This is a genomic window from Actinomadura formosensis (genome assembly GCF_050948385.1).
Classification (GTDB): Bacteria; Actinomycetota; Actinomycetes; order Streptosporangiales; family Streptosporangiaceae; genus Spirillospora; species Spirillospora formosensis.
This window is the reverse complement of the sequence record NZ_CP192011.1, coordinates 5,085,065-5,105,655: the sequence shown is the minus strand read 5'-3', so window position 1 is coordinate 5,105,655 and position 20,591 is coordinate 5,085,065. Positions and strand designations below refer to the sequence as shown.

Here is a 20,591-nt window from a genome sequence, read left to right as displayed (position 1 = left end):
CGCGGCGGCCCCGGCCCGTTCCCGCCGGGTCACGGCCCGCTAGTTGCGGTCCGTGGGCCCGTTGTCCCGCCGGGTGAACCGGTCGAACAGCCCGCCGGCCGCGCCCGCCGCCGCGTCCGCCATGTCGCGCACCTTCCCGACGAACGGGTCGGCGGTCCGCTCCCACGACTCCCGGTAGGAGCGCGCCGCGTCCTTGATCCCGTCCCGGACGGACGCGTCCTCGTCGTCGCCGCGGTGCGGGTAGTCCCCGGCCAGGATGCGCTCGTACTCGCCGCTGCGCGCCCACCGGTCGATCTCCGCGAACCGGATCACCGCGAACGGGTGCGACTGCCCGAGCAGGTTCAGGAACTTCAGGATGCCGTCCCGCACATCGCCGGCCGCGTCGTACTCGCGCGCCTGCTGCAGGAACGCCTCGGCGCTCATCTCGCCGAGCCGGACCCCGCCGGCGAGCTTCATGTTGACCCGCTTCGCCGCGTCCACGTCCTGCCCGGTGAGCAGCCCCGCCCGGTCGGAGGACAGCTCCGCCTTCCGGAACCACTCCCGCAGCCCGATGATGATCGTCGCGATGCCGACGTTGCCGAGCGGCAGCCACGCCAGCCGCGCGCCGAGCTGCAGCAGGACCTGCATCATCGTCTGGTACACCGCGTGCCCGGACAGGATGTGCCCGACCTCGTGGCCGATGACGAACCGCAGCTCCTCGTCGTCCAGCAGGTCGATCAGGCCGGTGTTCAGCACGATGAACGGGTGGTCGGAGCCGAGCGCCATCGCGTTCGGCGCCGGGTCCTGCCGGATGTACAGCTCCGGCACCTCCGGCATGTCCAGGATGTAGCAGGCGTCGCGGACCATGTCGTGGATGTGGCGGAACTGGTCCTCACCGACGCGCACCGTCCCGCCCAGGAACATCAGGCGCAGCGACCGCTCGTTGATGAGTCCCGACATCTTGCGCAGGACGACGTCGAACCCGGAGAGCGACCGCAGCGCCACCAGCGCCGATCGGTCCGCCGGGTGTTCGTAGGCCCGGGAGCTGATCCCCGGGAAGCGCGTGCGTGCTCGATCCGGTGTGTTCTCCGTCATATCTGGCATGGTAGTTCCGACGAACCGCCGTGCCGGAGGGTTCCCCCGCCGCAGAGCCCTCGGCCCGCTCCGGCCGCGCCTGGGAGGCAGCCATGTTCGACCCCAAAGCCGAGGCGATGTCCGTGGACGAACGGGCCGCACTGCAGCGGCACCGGCTGTGGGGCCTGGTCGACCGGCTCCTCGCCGCCGGCGGCGTGCAGGGACGGCGGCTGAAGGAGACCGGCGTCACCGGCGGCTCGGACGTGACGCTCGCCAGCCTCCGCGACCTCCCCTTCACCACCAAGCAGGACCTCTGGGAGCACTACCCGTTCGGGATGCTCACCGCCCCGCGGGACCAGGCCGCCGCCGTGCACGGCTCCAGCGGGACGCGGGGACGCCCCACACTCGTCGCCTACACCAAGGCCGACCTCGACCTGTGGGCGGCGATGTGCGCGCGTTCCCTGGCGTGCGCCGGGGCGTCGCCCGGCAGCATCGTCCACAACGCCTACGGGTACGGGCTGTTCACCGGCGGCATCGGCATCCACCAGGGCGCCGTGGCGCTCGGCGCGACCGTCGTGCCGATGTCGGGCGGCATGACCGACCGGCAGGTGCGGATGCTCATCGACCTGCACGCCGACATCCTCACCTGCACCCCCGCCTACGCGCTGCGGCTCGGCGAGGCCGTCGCCGCGGAGGGCGTCGAACTGCCCGCGCTGAAAGCCGGGCTGTTCGGCGCCGAACCCTGGTCGCAGGAGCTGCGCACCGCCATCGAGGACGTGCTGCCCATCAAGGCGATGGACATCTACGGCCTCTCCGAGGTCATCGGCCCCGGCGTCGCCACCGAATGCCTGGAACAGGACGGCCTGCACGTCAACGAGGACCACTTCATCGTCGAGGCCGTCGACCCGTCCACCGGCGAACCCGTCGAGGACGGCACCCCCGGCGAACTCGTCTTCACCACCCCGACCAAGCAGGCCCTGCCCCTGCTGCGCTACCGGACGGGCGACATCGCCTCCCTCGACCGCGCCGAATGCGCCTGCGGGCGGACCCTGGTCCGGATGAGCAAGGTCGTCGGACGCGCCGACGACATGCTCGTCGTGCGGGGCGTCAACGTGTACCCGAGCGAGGTCGAACGCGTCCTGCTCGGCTCCGGGCTCGTCCGGCCGCACTACCAGCTCATCGTGGACCGGCGCAGCCCGTCCGTCCGGCTCCTGATCGCCTGCGAGGCCCTGTCCGGCGACCCGAAGGACCGTCTCGTCCACGCGCTGCACGAGGCGCTCGGCCTGACCGCCGAGGTGTTCCTGCTGCCCGCCGGCACCGTGCCGAGGGTCGAGGTCGGCAAAGCCGTCCGCGTCGTGTCCTGGGAGGACGGCCACCCGCCGCTACCCGGCCTCAGATGACCCGGACGTGCCGCGCATCCACCCGGCTGACTATTCTCGTCGCCATGACGCAAAAGCGGCGGGTGGGGATCATGGGCGGCACGTTCGACCCCATCCACCACGGGCACCTCGTGGCCGCCAGCGAGGTCGCGCACTTCTTCTCCCTCGACGAGGTCGTGTTCGTGCCCACCGGCGTCTCGGCCCACAAAGAAGAACGCAAAGTCGCCCCCGCCGAGGACCGCTACCTCATGGCCGTCATCGCCACCGCGTCCAACCCCCGCTTCTCCGTCAGCCGCATCGACATCGACCGGCCCGGCCCCACCTACACCGTCGACACCCTCCGCGACATGCGCGCGATCCAGGGCCCCGACACCGACCTGTTCTTCATCACCGGCGCCGACGCGCTGGAGAAAATGCTCACCTGGCACGACACCGGCGAACTGTTCGAACTCGCCCACTTCATCGGCGTCACCCGTCCCGGCCACCGCCTCGCCGACCCCGGCCTGCCCAACGGGCGCGTCTCCCTCATGGAGGTCCCCGCCCTGTCGATCTCCTCCACCGAATGCCGCGAACGCGTCCACGCCGGCGAACCCATCTGGTACCTCGTCCCCGACGGCATCGTCCAGTACATCAACAAACGCGGGCTGTACTAGCGAGGCGAGACCGGCCACCGCACGGCGCGGAGGCGGGCGGACCGGGGCGCCTACCCTGGAGGAGGAAGGGCCGCATGAGCATTGCGGTCGTACAGCGACACAGGGGTCAGCCGGCCGCCGCCCATGAGAGGGTGTCAACGGAGATGACCCCTACAGGGAGGATCGCGAGCGCACCGTGACCGCATCCGAGAGGGCGGTACAGCTGGTCCGGATCGCCGCCGAGGCGGCGGGCGACAAGCTGGCCGACGACATTCTTGCCTACGACGTGAGCGAGCAGCTCGTCATCACCGACGCGTTCGTGCTCTGCTCCGCCCCAAGCGACCGCCAGGTCCGCGCCATCGTGGACGAAGTCGAAAAACGCCTCCGCGAAGAGGCGGACGCCAAACCCGTCCGCCGCGAAGGCGAGCGCGAGGGCCGCTGGGTACTGCTGGACTACGCCGACATCATCGTGCACATCCAGCACGAAGAAGACCGCATGTACTACGCCCTCGAACGGCTGTGGAAAGACTGCCCCCTCATGAAGCTGCCGGAGAGCGTCACCGCCCACCAGGCACAGCGCGCCCGCGCCGTCGGGAGCCCGAGTGAGTGACACCCGGCCCACCCGCGAACCCGGCCGGCGCCGCCTCGTCCTCTGGCGGCACGGCCAGACCGCCTGGAACGTCGAACGCCGATTCCAAGGCAAGACCGACATCCCGCTCGACGAGACCGGCGTCCAGCAGGCCCGGCGCGCCGCCCGGCTCCTCGCCGGGCTCCGCCCCACCCACCTGCTGGCCTCCCCGCTCCGCCGCGCCGCCGAAACCGCCCAGGCCCTCGCCGACATCACCGGACTCCCCGTCCGCTACGACAAGGACCTCATCGAACGCGACGGCGGCGAATGGGAGGGCCTCACCGCCCAGGAGATCCGCGAACGCTACCCCGCCGAACACGCCGCCTGGCAGCCGCCCGGCGGTGAGACCAGCGCCCAGGTCGCCAAACGCGTCGGCGCCGCCCTCGAACGCGCCCTCGACGACCTGCCCCCCACCGGCCAGCTCGTCGTCGCCTCCCACGGCGCCGCGCTCCGCCTCGGCATGTCCCACCTCATCGGCCTCCCCGAAGAGACCTGGGAACGCCTCGGCGGCCTGTCCAACTGCTGCTGGTCCGTCGTCACCGAAATGCGCGACGGCGGCTGGCGCCTCGCCGAACACAACGCCGGCACCCTCCCCGAACCCGTCCTCAGCGACGACCGGCCCGACGCCGGAACCTGACCCGCAAACGATTCGAGACCAGCCCCGTCCGTCCTATACACTGGCGGGGCGCTGCGGGATGAACGTCCACGCAGCGGCGGGGCTATGGCGCAGTTGGTAGCGCGCCTCCATGGCATGGAGGAGGTCTGGGGTTCGAATCCCCATAGCTCCACTCGGAGTTGGGAGTGGTGTGGTCGGAGCCTGGGGGCTCCTTCCCCGCCACTCCTTCGTCGTGTTTGCCCGGGGGGCGACCCCCGGACCCCCGGTGTGGGGGCTCCGCCCCCACGCCCCCTGCCGGTTCCCTTGCTGCGTCCGCTCGGGCCGCTGCCGCTTGCCCCCTTGTTTGGGGCTTCGCCCCTTGCCCCCTGCTGGTTTCGGGTGGTGTGTTCGCTCGGGTCTTTGGTGCTTGGGGTTTCCCCGGGCTTCGCCGGGGTTTTGGGGCTTCGCCCCTTGCCCCCCTTGGCTGGGGGAATGGGGCATCAAGGTCCCCACCTTCAACGGGGGCTGCACACGGCCCGCGCGTCTCAAGCGCTCCCAATGTGCACTAAGCTTTTCCTTGACCGAGGGGCTATGGCGCAGTTGGTAGCGCGCCTCCATGGCATGGAGGAGGTCTGGGGTTCGAATCCCCATAGCTCCACCCAGTGTTTCCCTGTGTCTCGACCCGGGGGCCTTGCAGGGGCAGTCTTCGCCCGGGTGGCTGAACGCCCTGATCAGAGGTCGCCTGAGAGGTTCTCATCCCGTAAGGTCGCCTGTCGGCGCCGAGGGACGCGGTCGGGCCGGTCTGCGGTGCTCAGGGCTTCGCGGTGATCTTTCCCCGCCAGCCGAGATCATGACTGGTTCGAAGGACTTCGCCGAACCCGGTGGGCTTCACCGGTGATGGTTGGACCGTGATGATGGGGCCGTGGTCGCCGAACGGCTGTCCGATCACCTGAGCGTCAGCGGGCGCCGTTGTGTCCGGCCGGCCGGCGGCTGCTCCACGGTGGCCGAGCGGTTCCCGGGTACGGTCACGATCGCCGCGGGCCCCGCCTGGCGTGCTCGTCCACCGGCGGGTGGGTGGGACGTGGTCATCTGGCTGCGCACCCACCGTGCCCCCGACGGGGACGCCGAGAACGACGCGGACATCGTGATCGACCTGCACGATACTTCCTGGCCGGTGATCCGCCACGTCGCGCTGCGCCTGGCCGGGAACGGCGACTGGTACATCACCGAGAGCCGGGCGTTCTTCGCCCCCCGCACCGCCACCTGGGACGCCAGGTTCGGTGACGACATGCCCGCCTACGCCGCCGCGGTCGGCCAGGCCGCCATCCCGGCCGGTGGGGCCGTCCTGGACGCGGGCTGCGGTACCGGCCGCGCCCTGCCCGCATTGCGCGATGCCGTCGGCCCCACCGGGAAGGTGATCGGCCTGGACATCACCCCCCAAATGCTCACGGTCGCCAGGGCGACGGGCCGCGCGCAGCACGCCGCCCTGGTCCTGGCCGACGCCCGCCGGCTACCGTTCGCCGACGCCCGATTCGACGCGGTCTTCGCCGCCGGGCTGGTCCCCCACCTGCCCGACCTCGCCGCCGGGACGGCCGAACTGGCCCGCATCACCCGGCCCGGTGGCAGGCTGGTCATCTTCCACCCCTCCGGACGTGCCGCACTGGCCGCCCGCCACGGCCGTACCCTGCGTCCCGATGAGCCCCTGGCCGAGACCTGCTTCCAGTCGTTGCTGGCCTCCGCGGAATGGCGCCTGGACCGCTACGACGACCCGCCCCACCGGTTCTTCGCCCTGGCCGTCCGCCTGTAGCCCTGTTTTCGCCCCAAGGCGGTCGACGCCCCGGACGCTTCGGCGCCGAGCGGCGGGCCGCATCATGGAAGACGAGGTTCCAGGAGGCGGGGGGCTCAGGGGGTGTCGAAGCCGGCCGCGGTCAGTGTGGTCCGACCCTGCGCCGAGACCACCAACCCGAGGAACTCCTTGGCCAGGGCGGGCTGCGGGGCCTTGGCCAAGGTGACGATGGGATAGTCGTTGATGGCCTTGGCCGCCTCGGGGAAGTCGATGCCGTGCACCTTGGCGCCGGCGGCCTTGACGTCGGTGCGGTACACCAGGGCGGCATCCGCCTCACCGAGGGTGACCTTGTTCAGGGCACCCTTGACGTCCTTTTCCAGCGAGACAGGCTTGACGGTCACGCCGGCGGCGGCCAGAGCCTTGTTGGAAGCCGCTCCGCACGGAACCTGTTCGGCGCACAGCACCACCTTGACCTTGGGGCTGGCCAGGTCCTTCAACGCGGTGACCTTGCCGGGGTTGTCGGCCGGGGTGGCGATCTGGAGCCGGTTGCGCGCGAAGATCTGCGGCTGCCCGTCCGCCAGATGCGCGTCGGTGACCGTCTTCATGGTGGCCGGGCTGGCGGCGGCGAACACGTCGGCCGGGGCGCCCTGGGTGATCTGCTGGGCCAGGGCGGAACTGCCACCGAAGTTGAACCGGACCTTGACCCCCGGGTGGGAGCCTTCGAAGGACCTGCCGAGCGTGGTGAAGGTCTCGGTCAGCGACGCGGCGGCGAACACCGTCACCGTCTTACCGCTCCCGCCTCCGGAGGAGGTGCCGCCGCAGCCGGCGGCGGCTCCTGCGAGCAGGGCCAGGCCGGTGACTCCGATGGTCAACCGGGCGGCCACGGGGGCGGCCAGGCGGGTGATCAGGTGCTTGAGCGGCACGGCGAACTCCTCCGAATGGGGGGAAGGCGATAGGTCAGCCGGGGGTTGGGCGTTCGACGACGACGTTGGTGGACTTGATCACCGCTTCGGCGATCACGCCGACCTGCAGGTCGAGCTGGTCGGCGGCCTCCCGGCTCATCAGCGACACCACCCGGTAGGGGCCCGTGGCGATCTCGACCTGGGCCATCACGTGGTCGCGCACGACCTCGGTGATGATGCCCCGCAGGCGGTTACGCGCAGAGGACATGACGTACTCGGTCTGCCCGGGGGCCATCTGGGCGCGGGCAAAGGCGGCCAGGTCGGTGCCCTGGACCATCCGCCGTCCGCCCTGGTCCCGGCGTGCGGGCAGCCGGCCGGCGTCGATCCAGCGGCGTACGGTGTCGGGGCTGACTCCCAGCACCGTCGCGACCTCGTTGATCCGATACTCCGCCACAATCCTCACCCTACTCTCGCACAATCCATGCTTCACGCGGTATGAGCCGGGCATGTGCACCCTTGGAGAGGTCAAGATGTTCGCATTTAAGCGACCCTCCGAGGAGGTGTCCCTGCTCGGGCTCCGTGTCCGCTCTCATCATGGCGATGATCGCAGCCGTACCGGTGGGACGCGCGGAGTGTGATCAGGTGAAAGCGGTGGCGGGACCGGTCCAGATTGAGGTGATCCGGGACACGTACCGGCTGCCCGCGGTGTCTCCGGGCACGACCAGCTGGGGCCCCTCGGCGTCCAGGGGGCGTCCGTCCACGCTGGTGGCCAGCAGTATCCCCGCGTCGCCGTAGCGCGGGTCGACCTCTCCCCACGACACACCGCGTGGTGCGGGCCCTGGTGCTCGTCGGCCGCCGGCCGACGAGCACCAGGGCCCGCGGAGGTATTTCGGGTACCGGTCGCTACTCGGAGGATTCGGCGCCTTCGGCGGGGCCGGCCGTGGTCCCGGGGGGAGAGCGATCTGCGCGCCGACCCTCTCCGCTGCTGGTAGGAGGCTCCGCCCCCGTACCCTGGCGGCTCAGGTTCGGGGTTCGGGGGTCGTCGTGTAGCGGAGGACGGCGCCCACCCGGGTGGCGCCGTTGGGCGGGAGGACCACCAGATCGCTGTCGGTCGCCGCGGCGGCTCTCACCAGAGCCGCATCCGCTCTGTCCTCGTACGGGTCGGTGATGCCGAACTCCTCGCGGAGTTCGCCGGGGGTCGCGGCCACCTGGGCGGGGTCTGGGCCGATCCACAGGCGGGCGTCCGAATCGCGGTCGTCGGTCAGGATGAGTGTCTCCACCTGGCCGTGACGGAGAGCCGTGGTGGTCTCGGATAGGCCCGAGACGGCTCGCTCGCCGTTGGCCAGTTCGCGGTCGAAGCGTTCGGCGACCGTCATGACGCGTTCGGTGGTCTTCAGGTTCAGGAGACGGCGCACCTCGGCGTCGAGGTCCGGGTCGTCGACCGTGGTGTTCTTGTCCGCCTCGACCGTGTGCTCCAGGACGCTCTCCGAGACCTCCTCCATGACGGCGCTGCGGGCGCGCGTGTCGCCGGCGATCACGACGGCCTCGGCGCCGCAGCGGTCGGCGGCGCGGTCGATCTCGTGGGCGACCTTCTTCGCGTTGGTCTTCCAGACGTTCTCCGAGGAGCGCTGGAAGCGGGACTGGTTCCAGTCACCCGCCTTCACCTTGCGGATGGGATAGTCCTCGTCGCCCCGCACGTCGATGTGCTGGTGGCGCCCGTCGGCCGTCACACAGTCGATCGCGCCTCCGCGGCGGTCGACGACGGCCAGCAGGTGCGGGAACCTCTCGCCGCGTTCGGCCAGATACGGCAGGACGTCCGGGAGCGGCGCGAGGACGGCGCGCGTGGTCCGGGGCGGCCGGGGGAGCCGTTCACTGTGCACCACCTCGCCGTCCGCCGCGAAGATCACGATGCCCTCGGAACGGCGCTCACCCAGATCCTCTTCGATGACCCGCTCGATCGCGCGGAGGGTGGGCTTCGGGGTGTTCTGGTCCTCCAGGTCCGCGCGCAGCGCCCGCCACCGCAACTCGGCCGCCTTCGCCGCGTCCTCGGTGGTCCGGGTCAGATCGGCGTACACCGACGCGTACGGGCCCGGATGTTGATACAGCGTCTTGAGGAATGCCAGATCCATGGGAATGGCGGTACCCGTTTTTGTTGGGGCAAACATGAAGAAAGCGACGCTTGGGGCGAGTGGGACGCCAGCTCTCGGCGGCCTGCCGCGGACGCGCGTAGCCGAGTGCGGCGGCCCAGCACGAAAACGAGCTCCATCTAGTGGTCGCGCAGCGCCTTGACCAACTCGGACTTGCTCATCGAGGAACGCCCCTTGACGCCGATCTCGCGGGCCCGTTTCAGCAGCTCGTCCTTCGTCCAGTCGTCATAGGACGGGCTCTTGCCGCCCTTGCGGCCGACGTTCTTCTTGCCGCGGCTCGCGGAGGCGTTGGCGATGCGCGCGGCCTTCTCCTTGCTCTCGCCCTTGTCGCGGAGCTTCTGGTACGTCTTCTCGTCCTTGATCTGCGCTCTCGGCATATCCGGACAAGTACCCGGCACGCGTGGTCCACACATCAGAGACAATGACACCCGGGAAGGGGACTTGTGCGCATCGGCATCCTGGGCCCGCTCATGGTGCGGGACGAGGCGGCGCGGCCCGTCGAGGTCGGCGGCCGGCGGCTGCGCGCCCTGGTGGTGCGGCTCGCGGTCGAGGCGGGGCGGCCGGTGTCGGCCGAGCGGCTGCTGGACGACCTGTGGGACGGCGCGCCGCCCGCCGGCGGAGGCAACGCGCTGCAGGCCCTCGTCTCCCGGCTGCGCGGCGCCGCCGGACGGGACGTCGTCGAGCACGGCCCCGGCGGGTACCGGCTCGGCATCGACCCGGCCGGGGTCGACACGGTCGCCTTCGAACGCGGCGTCGCGGCGGCACGCGCGCAGGACGATCCCGCGCGGCGGGCCGACGGGCTGCGGGCGGCGCTCGCGCTGTGGCGCGGCCCGGCTCTCGCCGACGTCGCCGACGCCGACTTCGCCTACGGGACCATCACCCGCCTGGAGGAACTGCGGCTCGCCGCCGTCGAGGACCGGGTGGACGCCGAGCTCGCCGCCGGGCTGCCCGTCCCGCCGGTCGCCGAACTGGAGCCGCTCGCCGCCGCGAACCCGCTGCGCGAACGGCTGCGCGGGCAGCTCATGCGCGCCCTCTACGCGGCGGGACGGCAGGCCGAGGCGCTGGAGGTGTACGAGGAGACGCGGCGGACGCTCGCCGACCGGCTCGGCGTCGACCCGTCCCCGGAACTGGCCGCCGTGCACCTGTCGATCCTGCGCCGCGACGCACCGGCGCCCGCCGCCCCGGATGCCGCGTCTTCACCGCGCACCAACCTGCCCGCGCAGCTCACCAGCTTCGTCGGACGGGAGGAGGAGTCGCGGCGCGTCGGCAAGCTGCTCCGCGAGACCAGGCTCGTCACCCTCACCGGCCCGGGCGGCGCCGGCAAGACACGGCTGGCGGGGGAGAGCGCCACCGCGGTCGTGGAGGAGATGCCGGACGGCGTGTGGTTCGTCCCGCTCGCGCCGGTCAGCGATCCGGGCGACGTCGCGCAGGCCGTGCTGTCGGCGCTCGGCGTGCCCGAGGCCGTCCGTCCGGGCGAGACGCGGGTGGTGGTGCGGCCCCTCGACCGGCTGACCGACTTCCTCACCGCCAAGCGGATGGTCGTCGTCCTCGACAACTGCGAGCACCTCATCGACGCCGTCGCGCGGCTCGTCGACCACGTCCTCGCGAAGGTACCGGGCGTCCGGATCCTCGCGACGAGCCGCGAACCGCTCGGCATCACCGGCGAGGCGCTGTGCCCCGTCCCGTCGCTGCCGCTGCCGGACGACGATGTCACCGACCCCGCCGAGGCGCTCCGCCACGCGTCGGTGCGGCTGTTCGCCGACCGCGCCGCGGCCGTCCGCCCCGGCTTCGGCGTGGACGCCGGAACCGTCGCCGACGTCGTCGCGATCTGCCGCGCGCTCGACGGCATCCCCCTCGCGATCGAACTGGCCGCCGCCCGGCTGCGGTCCCTCACCTGCGGCCAGGTCGCGGCGCGGCTCGGCGACCGGTTCCGGCTGCTCGCCGGCGGCAGCCGCGCCGCACTGCCCCGCCACCGGACGCTGCGCGCCGTCGTCGACTGGAGCTGGGACCTGCTGGACGATGTCGAACGCGCCGTCCTGCGCCGCCTGTCGGTGTTCGCCGGCGGCGCCACCCCGGACGCCGCCGTCCACGTGTGCGGGCTGGACGCGCCGGACGCGCCCGAACCCCACGACGTCATCGACGTGATCGCCGCCTTGATCGACAAGTCGCTGGTGATCGCGGACGGCGACACCGACGTCCGCTACCGGCTGCTGGAGACCGTCCGCGTGTACGCGGGGGAGCGGCTGGAGGAGGCCGGCGAGACCCGGCGCGTCCGGGACGCGCACGCCGCCCACCTCGTCGGGCTCGCTCAGCGCGCCGAGCCGGAGCTGCGCCGCCGCGACCAGTTGCGCTGGGCCGAACGGATCGCCGCGGAACGCGGCAACATCGCCGTCGCGTTCCGCCATGTGGCCGACACCGGTGATGCCGGGACGGGCCTGCGGCTCGTCGCGGCGCTCGTGTGGTTCTGGATCCTGCGGGACATGGAGCGGGAGGCCGGCGGCTGGTCGATCGTCGTCCGCGCCATGATCGGTGACACCCCGCCGCCCGGATTGGACGAGGAGTACGCCCTGTGCGTCATCTCGTCCAGCCTCTTCAGCGAGATGTCCAGGGACGAAGGGCCGACCCCGGAAACACTGCGCGCGACACTGACCGAGGCCGCCGCCGTCGTGCCCGAAGCACCGGTGCATCCGGTCCTCGCCCTCGCCGACACCGCGAGCTGCCTCTTCAGCGGGGACATGAACGAGGTGAGGAGGCGTCTGCGGCGCCGCCAGGACCACCCCGACCCGTGGGTCCGCGCCGTCGTCCGTGTCATCCTCGGGCACATCGGCGTCAACACCGGGAACATCGACGAGGCCGCCACGCAGACCGCCGACGGCTACGCGCGCTTCCGCGCGCTGGGCGACCGGTTCGGGATGATCCTCGGGCTGAGCGGGCTGATGCAGGTGGCCATGGCCCGCGGCGAACTCGCGGAGGCCGTCCGGCTCGGCGAGGAGGCGTACGGCTACGCGACCAGCGGGGTCAGCCCCGAACAGGGCGGGACGCTCCTCGTCCATCTGGCGCGGGCGCGGGCCCAGCGGGGCGAGATGGCCCGGGCCCGCGCGGACCTCGGCAACGCCATGGCGCAGCTGGAACGGATCGGCGAGTTCGCGGATGCGGCCGGCGCGTCGCTGATGCTGTGCGAACTGGCCCTGTGGGAGGGCGACCGCGAGGCCGCGCGCCCGCACGCCGACCGGGCCCACCGGTGGGTCGAGTCGCGCGCGCACCGCCCCGACTTCGCGCAGACCGCCCGCCGCACCTACAGCCGCCTCGGCTGCCTCGCCGAGGAGGACGGCGACCTCGAAACGGCGAAACGCCGGCACGTCCAGGCCCTCACCGGCCTGACCGACGGCGCGCTCATGGGCAACCCGACGGTGGCCTCCCTCGTCGAGGGACTCGCCGCCTACGCCGCCGCACGCGGCAACTTCGCCCGCGCCGCCGAACTCCTGGGCACCGCGCACAGCCTGCACGGCTACCGCGACACGGCCTGCCACGAAGTCCGCCGGACGGTGCCCGCCGCGACCCGCGCACTCGGCGAAGACGCCTTCACCGCCGCCTACGACCGTGGCCGCAGGGTCACGCGGGAAGACGTCTTCGCCCAGGGCGCCGACCTGGTGGAGTCCGTCTGACGGCTCCTTCAGACCCTCCGTGAGTACATGCGCATGGCCAGCGGGAACGTGACGAGAACGATCCCCGCCGCCCACGCGAGCGTGTACCAGACGTGGTTCCCGACCGTGCCGCCGACCGTCAGCGCGCGCACCGCCTCCGCCAGATGCGTGACCGGGTTCACCTTCGTCCACGCCTCCAGCCAGCCCGGCATGGTGGAGGTGTCCGGGACGAGGATGCTGCTGCCGAACGTCAACGGCATCAGCCAGATGAACGAGAACCCCTGAACCGTCCCCGGTGTCGGCGCGATCAGGCCCACCAGCACCGACAGCCAGGAGACGGCCAGGTAGAACACGTACGCCAGCGCGAACGCGGCCACCACCGACAACGGGTCGGTGTGGAACCGGAACCCCAGCAGCGACCCGAACCCGACGAGCACCGTTATCACGACGAGGAACCGGACCGTGTCCCCGAGGACGGTCCCGACCAGCGGAGCCGAACGCGCGATCGGCAGGCTCCGGAACCGATCGAACACCCCCTTGTGGATGTCCTCGTTCAGGGCCGTCCCAAGCCCCATCGTCGCGAACATCGCCATCTGCGCGACCAGCCCCGGAAGCAACTGCTGCAGATAGGAGTGCGTGTCGCCGGCCACCGCACCGCCGAACACGTACAGGAACAGCAGCAGGAACACGATCGGCATCAGCGTCGTGTCCAGCAGCTTCTCCGGCGAGTGCTTCAGCTGGGCGACGTTGCGCCACGCGAGCGTCAGGCCGTGCCGCAGCGTCCGCCGCGGGCTGACGCGTCCGGGTGGCTCCGCCGCGGTGCGGCGAGCGTCAACGGTCATCGCGGTCATGCCAGGCTCCCTTCGAGTTCGGATCCGGTCTCTTCGGCGAGGTGGCCCGTCAGCGTGAGGAACACCTCGTCCAGGCTCGGCATCCGCAGCGCCAGCTCGGCCGCCACGATGGACGCCTCGTCCAGCCGCCGGACCAGCACCGACAGCAGCCGCCGGTCGTCCACCGGCGCAGTGACGAGCCCGGCCGCCTCCTGCACCTCGGGCTGCTCCCCGGTCAGCTCGGCGACGATCGCGGTGAGCTGGGAGATCCGGTACGGCTCAGCCGTGCGCACCACGAGCGTCTGCCGCCCGACCCGCCCCTTCAGGTCGTCGGACGTCCCTTCGGCGATGACCCGGCCGTGGTCGAACACCACGATCCGGTCGGCGAGCGCGTCGGCCTCCTCCAGGTACTGCGTGGTCAGCAGCACCGTCGCGCCGTCGGCGACGACATCGCGCACTGTGTCCCACACCTCGTTGCGGGCCCGCGGGTCGAGGCCGGTCGTGGGCTCGTCCAGGTAGATGACCTCGGGGTGGTTGATCAGGCTCGCCGCGAGGTCGAGCCGCCGGCGCATACCGCCGGAGTACGTCTTCACGGCGCGCGCCGCGGCGTCGGTCAGCCGGAACCGGTCGAGCAACTGCTGTGCCCTGGCCTTCGCCTCCCGCCTGCCGAAGTCCAGCAGCCGGGCGATCATCACCAGGTTCTCGGTGCCGGTCAGCTCCTCGTCGACCGATGCGTACTGCCCGGTGAGCCCGATCTTCGCCCGGACGCGCGCCGCGTCCTCGACCACGTCGTAGCCGCACACCTCGGCCCGTCCGGCATCGGGCTTGAGCAGTGTCGCCAGCACCCGCACGGCGGTGGTCTTGCCGGCGCCGTTCGGCCCCAGCACCCCGAGCACCGTGCCTCGGCGAGCCGTGATGCCGACACCGTCCAAGGCCCGTGTCTCGCCGAACCTCTTGCGCAGCCCTTCGGCCCGGATCACTTCGTCCATCGATCTGCCTGCCTTCCGCCTGGGCATCTTCTGTGACGGTCACCACCGTCGGGGAAGGCGCTGACAGGCCGCGTACATCGGCGCCCGGCCGCTGACACGCCGCTGACGCGCTACTGATCTTGACCGCTCGATACCGCGACGACCAGCAAGTTCGCCGAGTACACGCCAGAACACCGCTGATGCCCGGGGCGATGAGGCGACGGACGCGTAGAGAGGTCAACGACCTCCTCTGCCGGGCGTTGTACGGCCGTGTCGATTTGACGGACCGTCCGCGGCTGCTAATGTCTGTCGTGCCCCAAGGGGATGCGGGACGCCGACAGGCGGACGGCCCCGGGGGGAAGCCAACAGAGAGAACGGTTCGTAGCTTGCTCCGGGCCGAGGTACTCTTAAAAGGCAAGCTCGGACGGGATGCAGGACACCGCAAGGTGGCCGACCCGCAGGGCACCTCCTACGAGATGGTCTTCGCCAGGTCTTCGGCCTGGGGGTGAGTCGTCGCGTGGGGGGCTGGGACGCCTCCGATCGTCAAAAAGATCTTCGCTGATCGGCTTGACAACGGGAGCGAACCGGGTAAGTTAGTAGGGTTGCCCCGGAGCCGGGGTCCGCGGGAGCGGGGTTCGGCGCGGTGGGTGTCCGTTTCTTGAGAACTCAACAGCGTGTTAAAAGCCAGTGCCTTTATCGGCTCGGCCTTTTTGGCCGGGTCGCCCCGTGGCCATCCTCTTTTGTGGGGGTGGTGGGGATTTCTTTGAGGCAATACACGGCCCCCTTGGGGGGTTGTGTGTGCTGGGATTTTCTTCAAGGTTTGGCCGGCCGGGGTTTGTTCCCTGGTGTGGTCGTTGGACCTTAATGGAGAGTTTGATCCTGGCTCAGGACGAACGCTGGCGGCGTGCTTAACACATGCAAGTCGAGCGGAAAGGCCCCTTCGGGGGTACTCGAGCGGCGAACGGGTGAGTAACACGTGAGCAACCTGCCCCTGACTCTGGGATAAGCCCGGGAAACTGGGTCTAATACCGGATATGACCACTCCGGGCATCTGGTGGTGGTGGAAAGTTTTTCGGTTGGGGATGGGCTCGCGGCCTATCAGCTTGTTGGTGGGGTGATGGCCTACCAAGGCGACGACGGGTAACCGGCCTGAGAGGGCGACCGGTCACACTGGGACTGAGACACGGCCCAGACTCCTACGGGAGGCAGCAGTGGGGAATATTGCGCAATGGGCGGAAGCCTGACGCAGCGACGCCGCGTGGGGGATGACGGCCTTCGGGTTGTAAACCTCTTTCAGCAGGGACGAAGCTAACGTGACGGTACCTGCAGAAGAAGCGCCGGCTAACTACGTGCCAGCAGCCGCGGTAATACGTAGGGCGCAAGCGTTGTCCGGAATTATTGGGCGTAAAGAGCTCGTAGGCGGTTTGTTGCGTCCGTCGTGAAAGCCCACGGCTTAACCGTGGGTCTGCGGTGGATACGGGCAGACTAGAGGCAGGTAGGGGAGAACGGAATTCCCGGTGTAGCGGTGAAATGCGCAGATATCGGGAGGAACACCGGTGGCGAAGGCGGTTCTCTGGGCCTGTACTGACGCTGAGGAGCGAAAGCGTGGGGAGCGAACAGGATTAGATACCCTGGTAGTCCACGCCGTAAACGTTGGGCGCTAGGTGTGGGGTCCTTCCACGGATTCCGCGCCGCAGCTAACGCATTAAGCGCCCCGCCTGGGGAGTACGGCCGCAAGGCTAAAACTCAAAGGAATTGACGGGGGCCCGCACAAGCGGCGGAGCATGTTGCTTAATTCGACGCAACGCGAAGAACCTTACCAAGGCTTGACATTGCCGGAAAACCATCAGAGATGGTGGGTCCTTTTTGGGCCGGTGACAGGTGGTGCATGGCTGTCGTCAGCTCGTGTCGTGAGATGTTGGGTTAAGTCCCGCAACGAGCGCAACCCTCGTTCCATGTTGCCAGCACGTAGTGGTGGGGACTCATGGGAGACCGCCGGGGTCAACTCGGAGGAAGGTGGGGATGACGTCAAGTCATCATGCCCCTTATGTCTTGGGCTGCAAACATGCTACAATGGCCGGTACAGAGGGCTGCGATACCGTGAGGTGGAGCGAATCCCTTAAAGCCGGTCTCAGTTCGGATCGAAGTCTGCAACTCGACTTCGTGAAGTCGGAGTCGCTAGTAATCGCAGATCAGCAACGCTGCGGTGAATACGTTCCCGGGCCTTGTACACACCGCCCGTCACGTCACGAAAGTCGGCAACACCCGAAGCCCGTGGCCCAACCACCTTGTGTGGGGGGAGCGGTCGAAGGTGGGGCCGGCGATTGGGACGAAGTCGTAACAAGGTAGCCGTACCGGAAGGTGCGGCTGGATCACCTCCTTTCTAAGGAGCATCGACTGGCCGTCGCTGATCCCGTCCGCGGGATGCGATGGTCGGTGGCCGCCGTTGACGGCGCACGTCCGTCAGGTGGCTGCTCATAGATGTGGAGCACTGGCTATTCAGCTCACCACTGGTGTGAGCCGGCAAGTACCGCCCCAGGGGCCTTTGGGTCTGTGGGGAGTGGGAACGGCGGTTTCGGGCCGGTGGTGGGCTGGGCACGCTGTTGGGTCCTGAGGGAACGGGCGTAAGCCCGGTGGCCTCGGACTGCGGGACCAGACACCGCGCTCCTTCGCGGGGGTGGGGGTCTGGTGGGCCCGGTTGTTTTTTGAGAACTGCACAGTGGACGCGAGCATCTCTGGTGAGGGGTTGTGGCTTTCGGGTCATGTATCTCTCATCTGCGATTTGTTTTGATCGTTTCGTGTGTTCAAGTTTTTAAGGGCATACGGTGGATGCCTTGGCATCAGGAGCCGATGAAGGACGTGGGAGCCTGCGATATGCCTCGGGGAGTCGGCAACCAGACTTTGATCCGGGGATTTCCGAATGGGGAAACCTGGCACCCGTCATGGGGTGTCGCCGCCTGCTGAATGTATAGGCAGGTTGGTGGGAACGCGGGGAAGTGAAACATCTCAGTACCCGCAGGAAGAGAAAACAATAGTGATTCCGTGAGTAGTGGTGAGCGAAAGCGGAGGAGCCTAAACCGTGCGCGTGTGATAGCCGGCAGGTGTTGCGTGTGCGGGGTTGTGGGACCGCCTTGATCTAGCTGCCGCTGGGTCGGAGAGTTACAAAATGTTGTGATAGCCGAACGGTATGGGATGGCCGGCCGTAGACGGTGAGAGCCCGGTAGGTGAAATCATGACGTCTCTTGGGTGTGTTCCCGAGTAGCACGGGGCCCGTGAAATCCCGTGTGAATCTGCCACGACCACGTGGTAAGGCTGAATACTTCCTGATGACCGATAGCGGACCAGTACCGTGAGGGAAAGGTGAAAAGTGCCCCGGTGAGGGGTCGTGAAATAGTACCTGAAACCGTGTGCCTACAAGCCGTCAGAGCGTCCTCACTGCCTTCGGGTGGTGTTCGTGATGGCGTGCCTTTTGAAGAATGAGCCTGCGAGTTATGGTGTGTGGCGAGGTTAACCGGTGGCGGGTAGCCGTAGCGAAAGCGAGTCTGAATAGGGCGTTTTCAGTCGCATGCTGTAGACCCGAAGCGGGGTGATCTAGCCATGGGCAGGGTGAAGCGCCGGTAAGACGGTGTGGAGGCCCGAACCCACCAGGGTTGAAAACCTGGGGGATGACCTGTGGTTAGGGGTGAAAGGCCAATCAAACTCCGTGATAGCTGGTTCTCCCCGAAATGCATTTAGGTGCAGCGTCGCGTGTTTCTTGCCGGAGGTAGAGCTACTGGATGGCTGATGGGCCCTACAAGGTTACTGACGTCAGCCAAACTCCGAATGCCGGTAAGTGAGAGCGTGGCAGTGAGACTGCGGGGGATAAGCTTCGTAGTCGAGAGGGAAACAGCCCAGATCATCGGCTAAGGCCCCTAAGCGTGTGCTAAGTGGGAAAGGATGTGGAGTTGCCGTGACAACCAGGAGGTTGGCTTAGAAGCAGCCATCCTTGAAAGAGTGCGTAATAGCTCACTGGTCAAGTGATTCCGCGCCGACAATGTAGCGGGGCTCAAGCACACCGCCGAAGCCGTGGCATTGACATGTGATGTGTTGATGGGTAGGGGAGCGTCCTGCAGCCGGTGAAGCCGCCGAGTGATCGAGTGGTGGAGGCTGTGGGAGTGAGAATGCAGGCATGAGTAGCGAGTCACACGTGAGAAACGTGTGCGCCGAATGACCAAGGGTTCCTGGGGCAGGCTAATCCGCCCAGGGTAAGTCGGGACCTAAGGCGAGGCCGACAGGCGTAGTCGATGGACAACGGGTTGATATTCCCGTACCCGCTGGTATGCGCCAACGCTGAACCCTCTGATGCTAACCACCCGAGCTGTGGTCTGGGCCTTCGGGCCTGGTCTGCGGGGAGCGTGGGGCCCGAGGGGGTAGTAGGTGAGTGATGGGGTGACGCAGGAGGGTAGCTCAGCCCAGGCGATGGTTGTCCTGGGGTAAGCATGTAGCCCGGTGTGCAGGTAAATCCGTGCGCCGTTGAGGGTGAGATGTGATGCCGAGCCGTTTTAGGTGAAGTGAGTGATCCCATGCTGTCGAGAAAAGCCTCTAGCGAGTGTATCGGCGGCCCGTACCCTAAACCGACTCAGGTGGTCAGGTAGAGAATACCGAGGCGATCGGGTGAACTGTGGTTAAGGAACTCGGCAAATTGCCCCCGTAACTTTGGGAGAAGGGGGACCACGCCCGGTGAACGCCCTTGCGGTGGGAGCTGGGTGGGGTCGCAGAGGCCAGGGGGAAGCGACTGTTTACTAAAAACACAGGTCCGTGCGAAGTCGTAAGACGCGGTATACGGACTGACGCCTGCCCGGTGCCGGAACGTTAAGAGGACCGGTTAGATCCCTTTGGGGGTCGAAGCTGAGAATCTAAGCGCCGGTAAACGGCGGTGGTAACTATAACCATCCTAAGGTAGCGAAATTCCTTGTCGGGTAAGTTCCGACCTGCACGAATGGCGTAACGACTTCCCCGCTGTCTCAACCACAGGCCCGGCGAAATTGCAGTACGAGTAAAGATGCTCGTTTCGCGCAGCAGGACGGAAAGACCCCGGGACCTTCACTATAGCTTGGCATTGGCGCTTGGAGCGTCTTGTGTAGGATAGGTGGGAGACTGTGAAGCCGGCACGCCAGTGCCGGTGGAGTCGCTGGTGAAATACCACTCTGGTCGTTTTGAGCGTCTAACCCGCACCCGTGGATCCGGGTGGGGGACAGTGCCTGGTGGGTAGTTTAACTGGGGCGGTTGCCTCCTAAAGTGTAACGGAGGCGCCCAAAGGTTCCCTCAGCCTGGTTGGCAATCAGGTGGCGAGTGCAAGGGCACAAGGGAGCTTGACTGTGAGACGGACGTGTCGAGCAGGTGCGAAAGCAGGGCCTAGTGATCCGGCACCTACGTGTGGAAGTGGTGTCGCTCAACGGCTAAAAGGTACCCCGGGGATAACAGGCTGATCTTCCCCAAGAGTCCATATCGACGGGATGGTTTGGCACCTCGATGTCGGCTCGTCGCATCCTGGGGCTGGAGTAGGTCCCAAGGGTTGGGCTGTTCGCCCATTAAAGCGGCACGCGAGCTGGGTTTAGAACGTCGCGAGACAGTTCGGTCCCTATCCGCTGCGCGCGTAGGAGAATTGTGAGGGTCTGTCCCTAGTACGAGAGGACCGGGACGGACGGACCTCTGGTGTGCCAGTTGTCCCGCCAGGGGCACGGCTGGTTGGCTACGTTCGGTCGGGATAACCGCTGAAAGCATCTAAGCGGGAAGCCTTCCTCAAGATGAGTTCTCCCACCCCCGTTGTGGGGTGTAAGGCCCCCGGTAGACGACCGGGTTGATAGGCCGGAGATGGAAGCGCGGTGACGTGTGGAGTCGACCGGTACTAATAGGCCGAGTGGCTTGAACACATGATCCGTTCAAACCAAATCGCCGCATGTGTTGCGTGTAGTTGTTCGCGTCCCTGTGTGGTTCCCGGAAAACAACCGGGTACCGCAGCAAAAAGTGAATACCGAGCCTGACGCT

14 protein-coding genes, 2 tRNA genes and 2 rRNA genes are annotated in these 20,591 nt (G+C 68.2%); 10 read left to right on the top strand and 8 right to left on the bottom strand.

What is annotated here, in order from left to right; genetic code table 11:
- Positions 1–39: 39 nt before the first annotated feature.
- Positions 40–1,074, bottom strand: a complete 1,035-nt coding sequence (locus ACQP1N_RS24095) for a M48 family metallopeptidase (protein ID WP_084262511.1) — start codon at positions 1,072–1,074, stop codon at positions 40–42.
- 92 nt (positions 1,075–1,166) lie between these two features.
- Between ACQP1N_RS24095 and ACQP1N_RS24090 the strand changes: the two genes are divergently transcribed.
- The 7 genes from ACQP1N_RS24090 to ACQP1N_RS24060 all read left to right on the top strand — a co-directional run bounded on the left by ACQP1N_RS24090 (position 1,167) and on the right by ACQP1N_RS24060 (position 6,094).
- Positions 1,167–2,453, top strand: coding sequence for a phenylacetate--CoA ligase family protein (locus ACQP1N_RS24090; RefSeq protein WP_433226772.1), 1,287 nt, complete (start codon positions 1,167–1,169; stop codon positions 2,451–2,453).
- A gap of 44 nt (positions 2,454–2,497) precedes the next feature.
- Complete coding sequence (nadD, locus tag ACQP1N_RS24085; protein WP_174548826.1) at positions 2,498–3,085, top strand: nicotinate-nucleotide adenylyltransferase; 588 nt, start codon at positions 2,498–2,500, stop codon at positions 3,083–3,085.
- Positions 3,086–3,260: 175 nt separating this feature from the next.
- Positions 3,261–3,674 carry a ribosome silencing factor gene (gene rsfS / locus ACQP1N_RS24080; protein ID WP_067794108.1) on the top strand — a complete coding sequence of 138 codons (414 nt, stop codon included), beginning with the start codon at positions 3,261–3,263 and terminating at the stop codon, positions 3,672–3,674.
- Complete coding sequence (locus ACQP1N_RS24075; RefSeq protein WP_067794107.1) at positions 3,667–4,329, top strand: histidine phosphatase family protein; 663 nt, start codon at positions 3,667–3,669, stop codon at positions 4,327–4,329. The genes rsfS and ACQP1N_RS24075 overlap by 8 nt, the downstream gene beginning before the upstream one ends.
- A 78-nt stretch (positions 4,330–4,407) precedes the next feature.
- A tRNA-Ala gene (locus ACQP1N_RS24070) sits at positions 4,408–4,480 on the top strand.
- A gap of 392 nt (positions 4,481–4,872) precedes the next feature.
- Positions 4,873–4,945: transfer RNA gene (locus ACQP1N_RS24065), tRNA-Ala, on the top strand.
- Positions 4,946–5,209: 264 nt separating this feature from the next.
- A complete protein-coding gene (locus ACQP1N_RS24060) occupies positions 5,210–6,094 on the top strand; it encodes a class I SAM-dependent methyltransferase (protein WP_433226769.1) in 885 nt (294 codons plus the stop codon).
- A gap of 95 nt (positions 6,095–6,189) precedes the next feature.
- On the opposite strand, the gene modA is transcribed toward ACQP1N_RS24060, so the two are convergent.
- The 5 genes from modA to ACQP1N_RS24035 all read right to left on the bottom strand — a co-directional run bounded on the left by modA (position 6,190) and on the right by ACQP1N_RS24035 (position 9,499).
- Positions 6,190–6,996, bottom strand: coding sequence for a molybdate ABC transporter substrate-binding protein (modA, locus tag ACQP1N_RS24055; protein WP_433226767.1), 807 nt, complete (start codon positions 6,994–6,996; stop codon positions 6,190–6,192).
- Between the two features lie 34 nt (positions 6,997–7,030).
- Positions 7,031–7,429 carry a TOBE domain-containing protein gene (locus tag ACQP1N_RS24050; RefSeq protein ID WP_067794106.1) on the bottom strand — a complete coding sequence of 133 codons (399 nt, stop codon included), beginning with the start codon at positions 7,427–7,429 and terminating at the stop codon, positions 7,031–7,033.
- Between the two features lie 184 nt (positions 7,430–7,613).
- Complete coding sequence (locus ACQP1N_RS24045) at positions 7,614–7,796, bottom strand: hypothetical protein (RefSeq protein WP_067794105.1); 183 nt, start codon at positions 7,794–7,796, stop codon at positions 7,614–7,616.
- A 198-nt stretch (positions 7,797–7,994) separates the two neighbouring features.
- Positions 7,995–9,104 (bottom strand): Vms1/Ankzf1 family peptidyl-tRNA hydrolase, encoded by a 1,110-nt coding sequence (locus ACQP1N_RS24040; protein ID WP_433226764.1) that lies wholly within the window; start codon positions 9,102–9,104, stop codon positions 7,995–7,997.
- Between the two features lie 137 nt (positions 9,105–9,241).
- Entirely contained in the window at positions 9,242–9,499 is a 258-nt protein-coding gene (locus tag ACQP1N_RS24035; protein WP_067794103.1) for a DUF7218 family protein, read from the bottom strand.
- Positions 9,500–9,565: 66 nt separating this feature from the next.
- Here ACQP1N_RS24035 and ACQP1N_RS24030 point away from each other — a divergent pair, with 66 nt between their 5' ends.
- A complete protein-coding gene (locus ACQP1N_RS24030) occupies positions 9,566–12,787 on the top strand; it encodes a BTAD domain-containing putative transcriptional regulator (protein ID WP_067794102.1) in 3,222 nt (1,073 codons plus the stop codon).
- Between the two features lie 8 nt (positions 12,788–12,795).
- Here the strand turns inward: ACQP1N_RS24030 and ACQP1N_RS24025 are convergent, their stop codons facing one another.
- Both ACQP1N_RS24025 and ACQP1N_RS24020 read right to left on the bottom strand, forming a co-directional pair.
- Positions 12,796–13,617 carry an ABC transporter permease gene (locus ACQP1N_RS24025; RefSeq protein ID WP_067794101.1) on the bottom strand — a complete coding sequence of 274 codons (822 nt, stop codon included), beginning with the start codon at positions 13,615–13,617 and terminating at the stop codon, positions 12,796–12,798.
- Positions 13,614–14,585: an ATP-binding cassette domain-containing protein gene (locus ACQP1N_RS24020; RefSeq protein ID WP_433226761.1), complete on the bottom strand. Its 972-nt coding sequence runs from the start codon at positions 14,583–14,585 to the stop codon at positions 13,614–13,616. The genes ACQP1N_RS24025 and ACQP1N_RS24020 overlap by 4 nt, the downstream gene beginning before the upstream one ends.
- Before the next feature lie 840 nt (positions 14,586–15,425).
- On the opposite strand from ACQP1N_RS24020, the gene ACQP1N_RS24015 reads away from it, so the two are divergent.
- Positions 15,426–16,947, top strand: a 16S ribosomal RNA gene (locus ACQP1N_RS24015).
- Between the two features lie 419 nt (positions 16,948–17,366).
- A 23S ribosomal RNA gene (locus tag ACQP1N_RS24010) occupies positions 17,367–20,476 on the top strand.
- The 16S and 23S rRNA genes sit together here, the layout of an rRNA operon.
- Positions 20,477–20,591 lie beyond the last annotated feature (115 nt).

Bases quoted from the DNA above. Each gene is read 5' to 3' on its own strand.
- ACQP1N_RS24095 (WP_084262511.1), bottom strand. From the start codon at position 1,074: ATGACGGAGAACACACCGGATCGAGCACGCACGCGCTTCCCGGGGATC.
- ACQP1N_RS24090 (WP_433226772.1), top strand. From the start codon at position 1,167: ATGTTCGACCCCAAAGCCGAGGCGATGTCCGTGGACGAACGGGCCGCA.
- nadD (WP_174548826.1), top strand. From the start codon at position 2,498: ATGACGCAAAAGCGGCGGGTGGGGATCATGGGCGGCACGTTCGACCCC.
- ACQP1N_RS24040 (WP_433226764.1), bottom strand. From the start codon at position 9,104: ATGGATCTGGCATTCCTCAAGACGCTGTATCAACATCCGGGCCCGTAC.
- ACQP1N_RS24035 (WP_067794103.1), bottom strand. From the start codon at position 9,499: ATGCCGAGAGCGCAGATCAAGGACGAGAAGACGTACCAGAAGCTCCGC.
- ACQP1N_RS24025 (WP_067794101.1), bottom strand. From the start codon at position 13,617: ATGACCGCGATGACCGTTGACGCTCGCCGCACCGCGGCGGAGCCACCC.
- ACQP1N_RS24020 (WP_433226761.1), bottom strand. From the start codon at position 14,585: ATGGACGAAGTGATCCGGGCCGAAGGGCTGCGCAAGAGGTTCGGCGAG.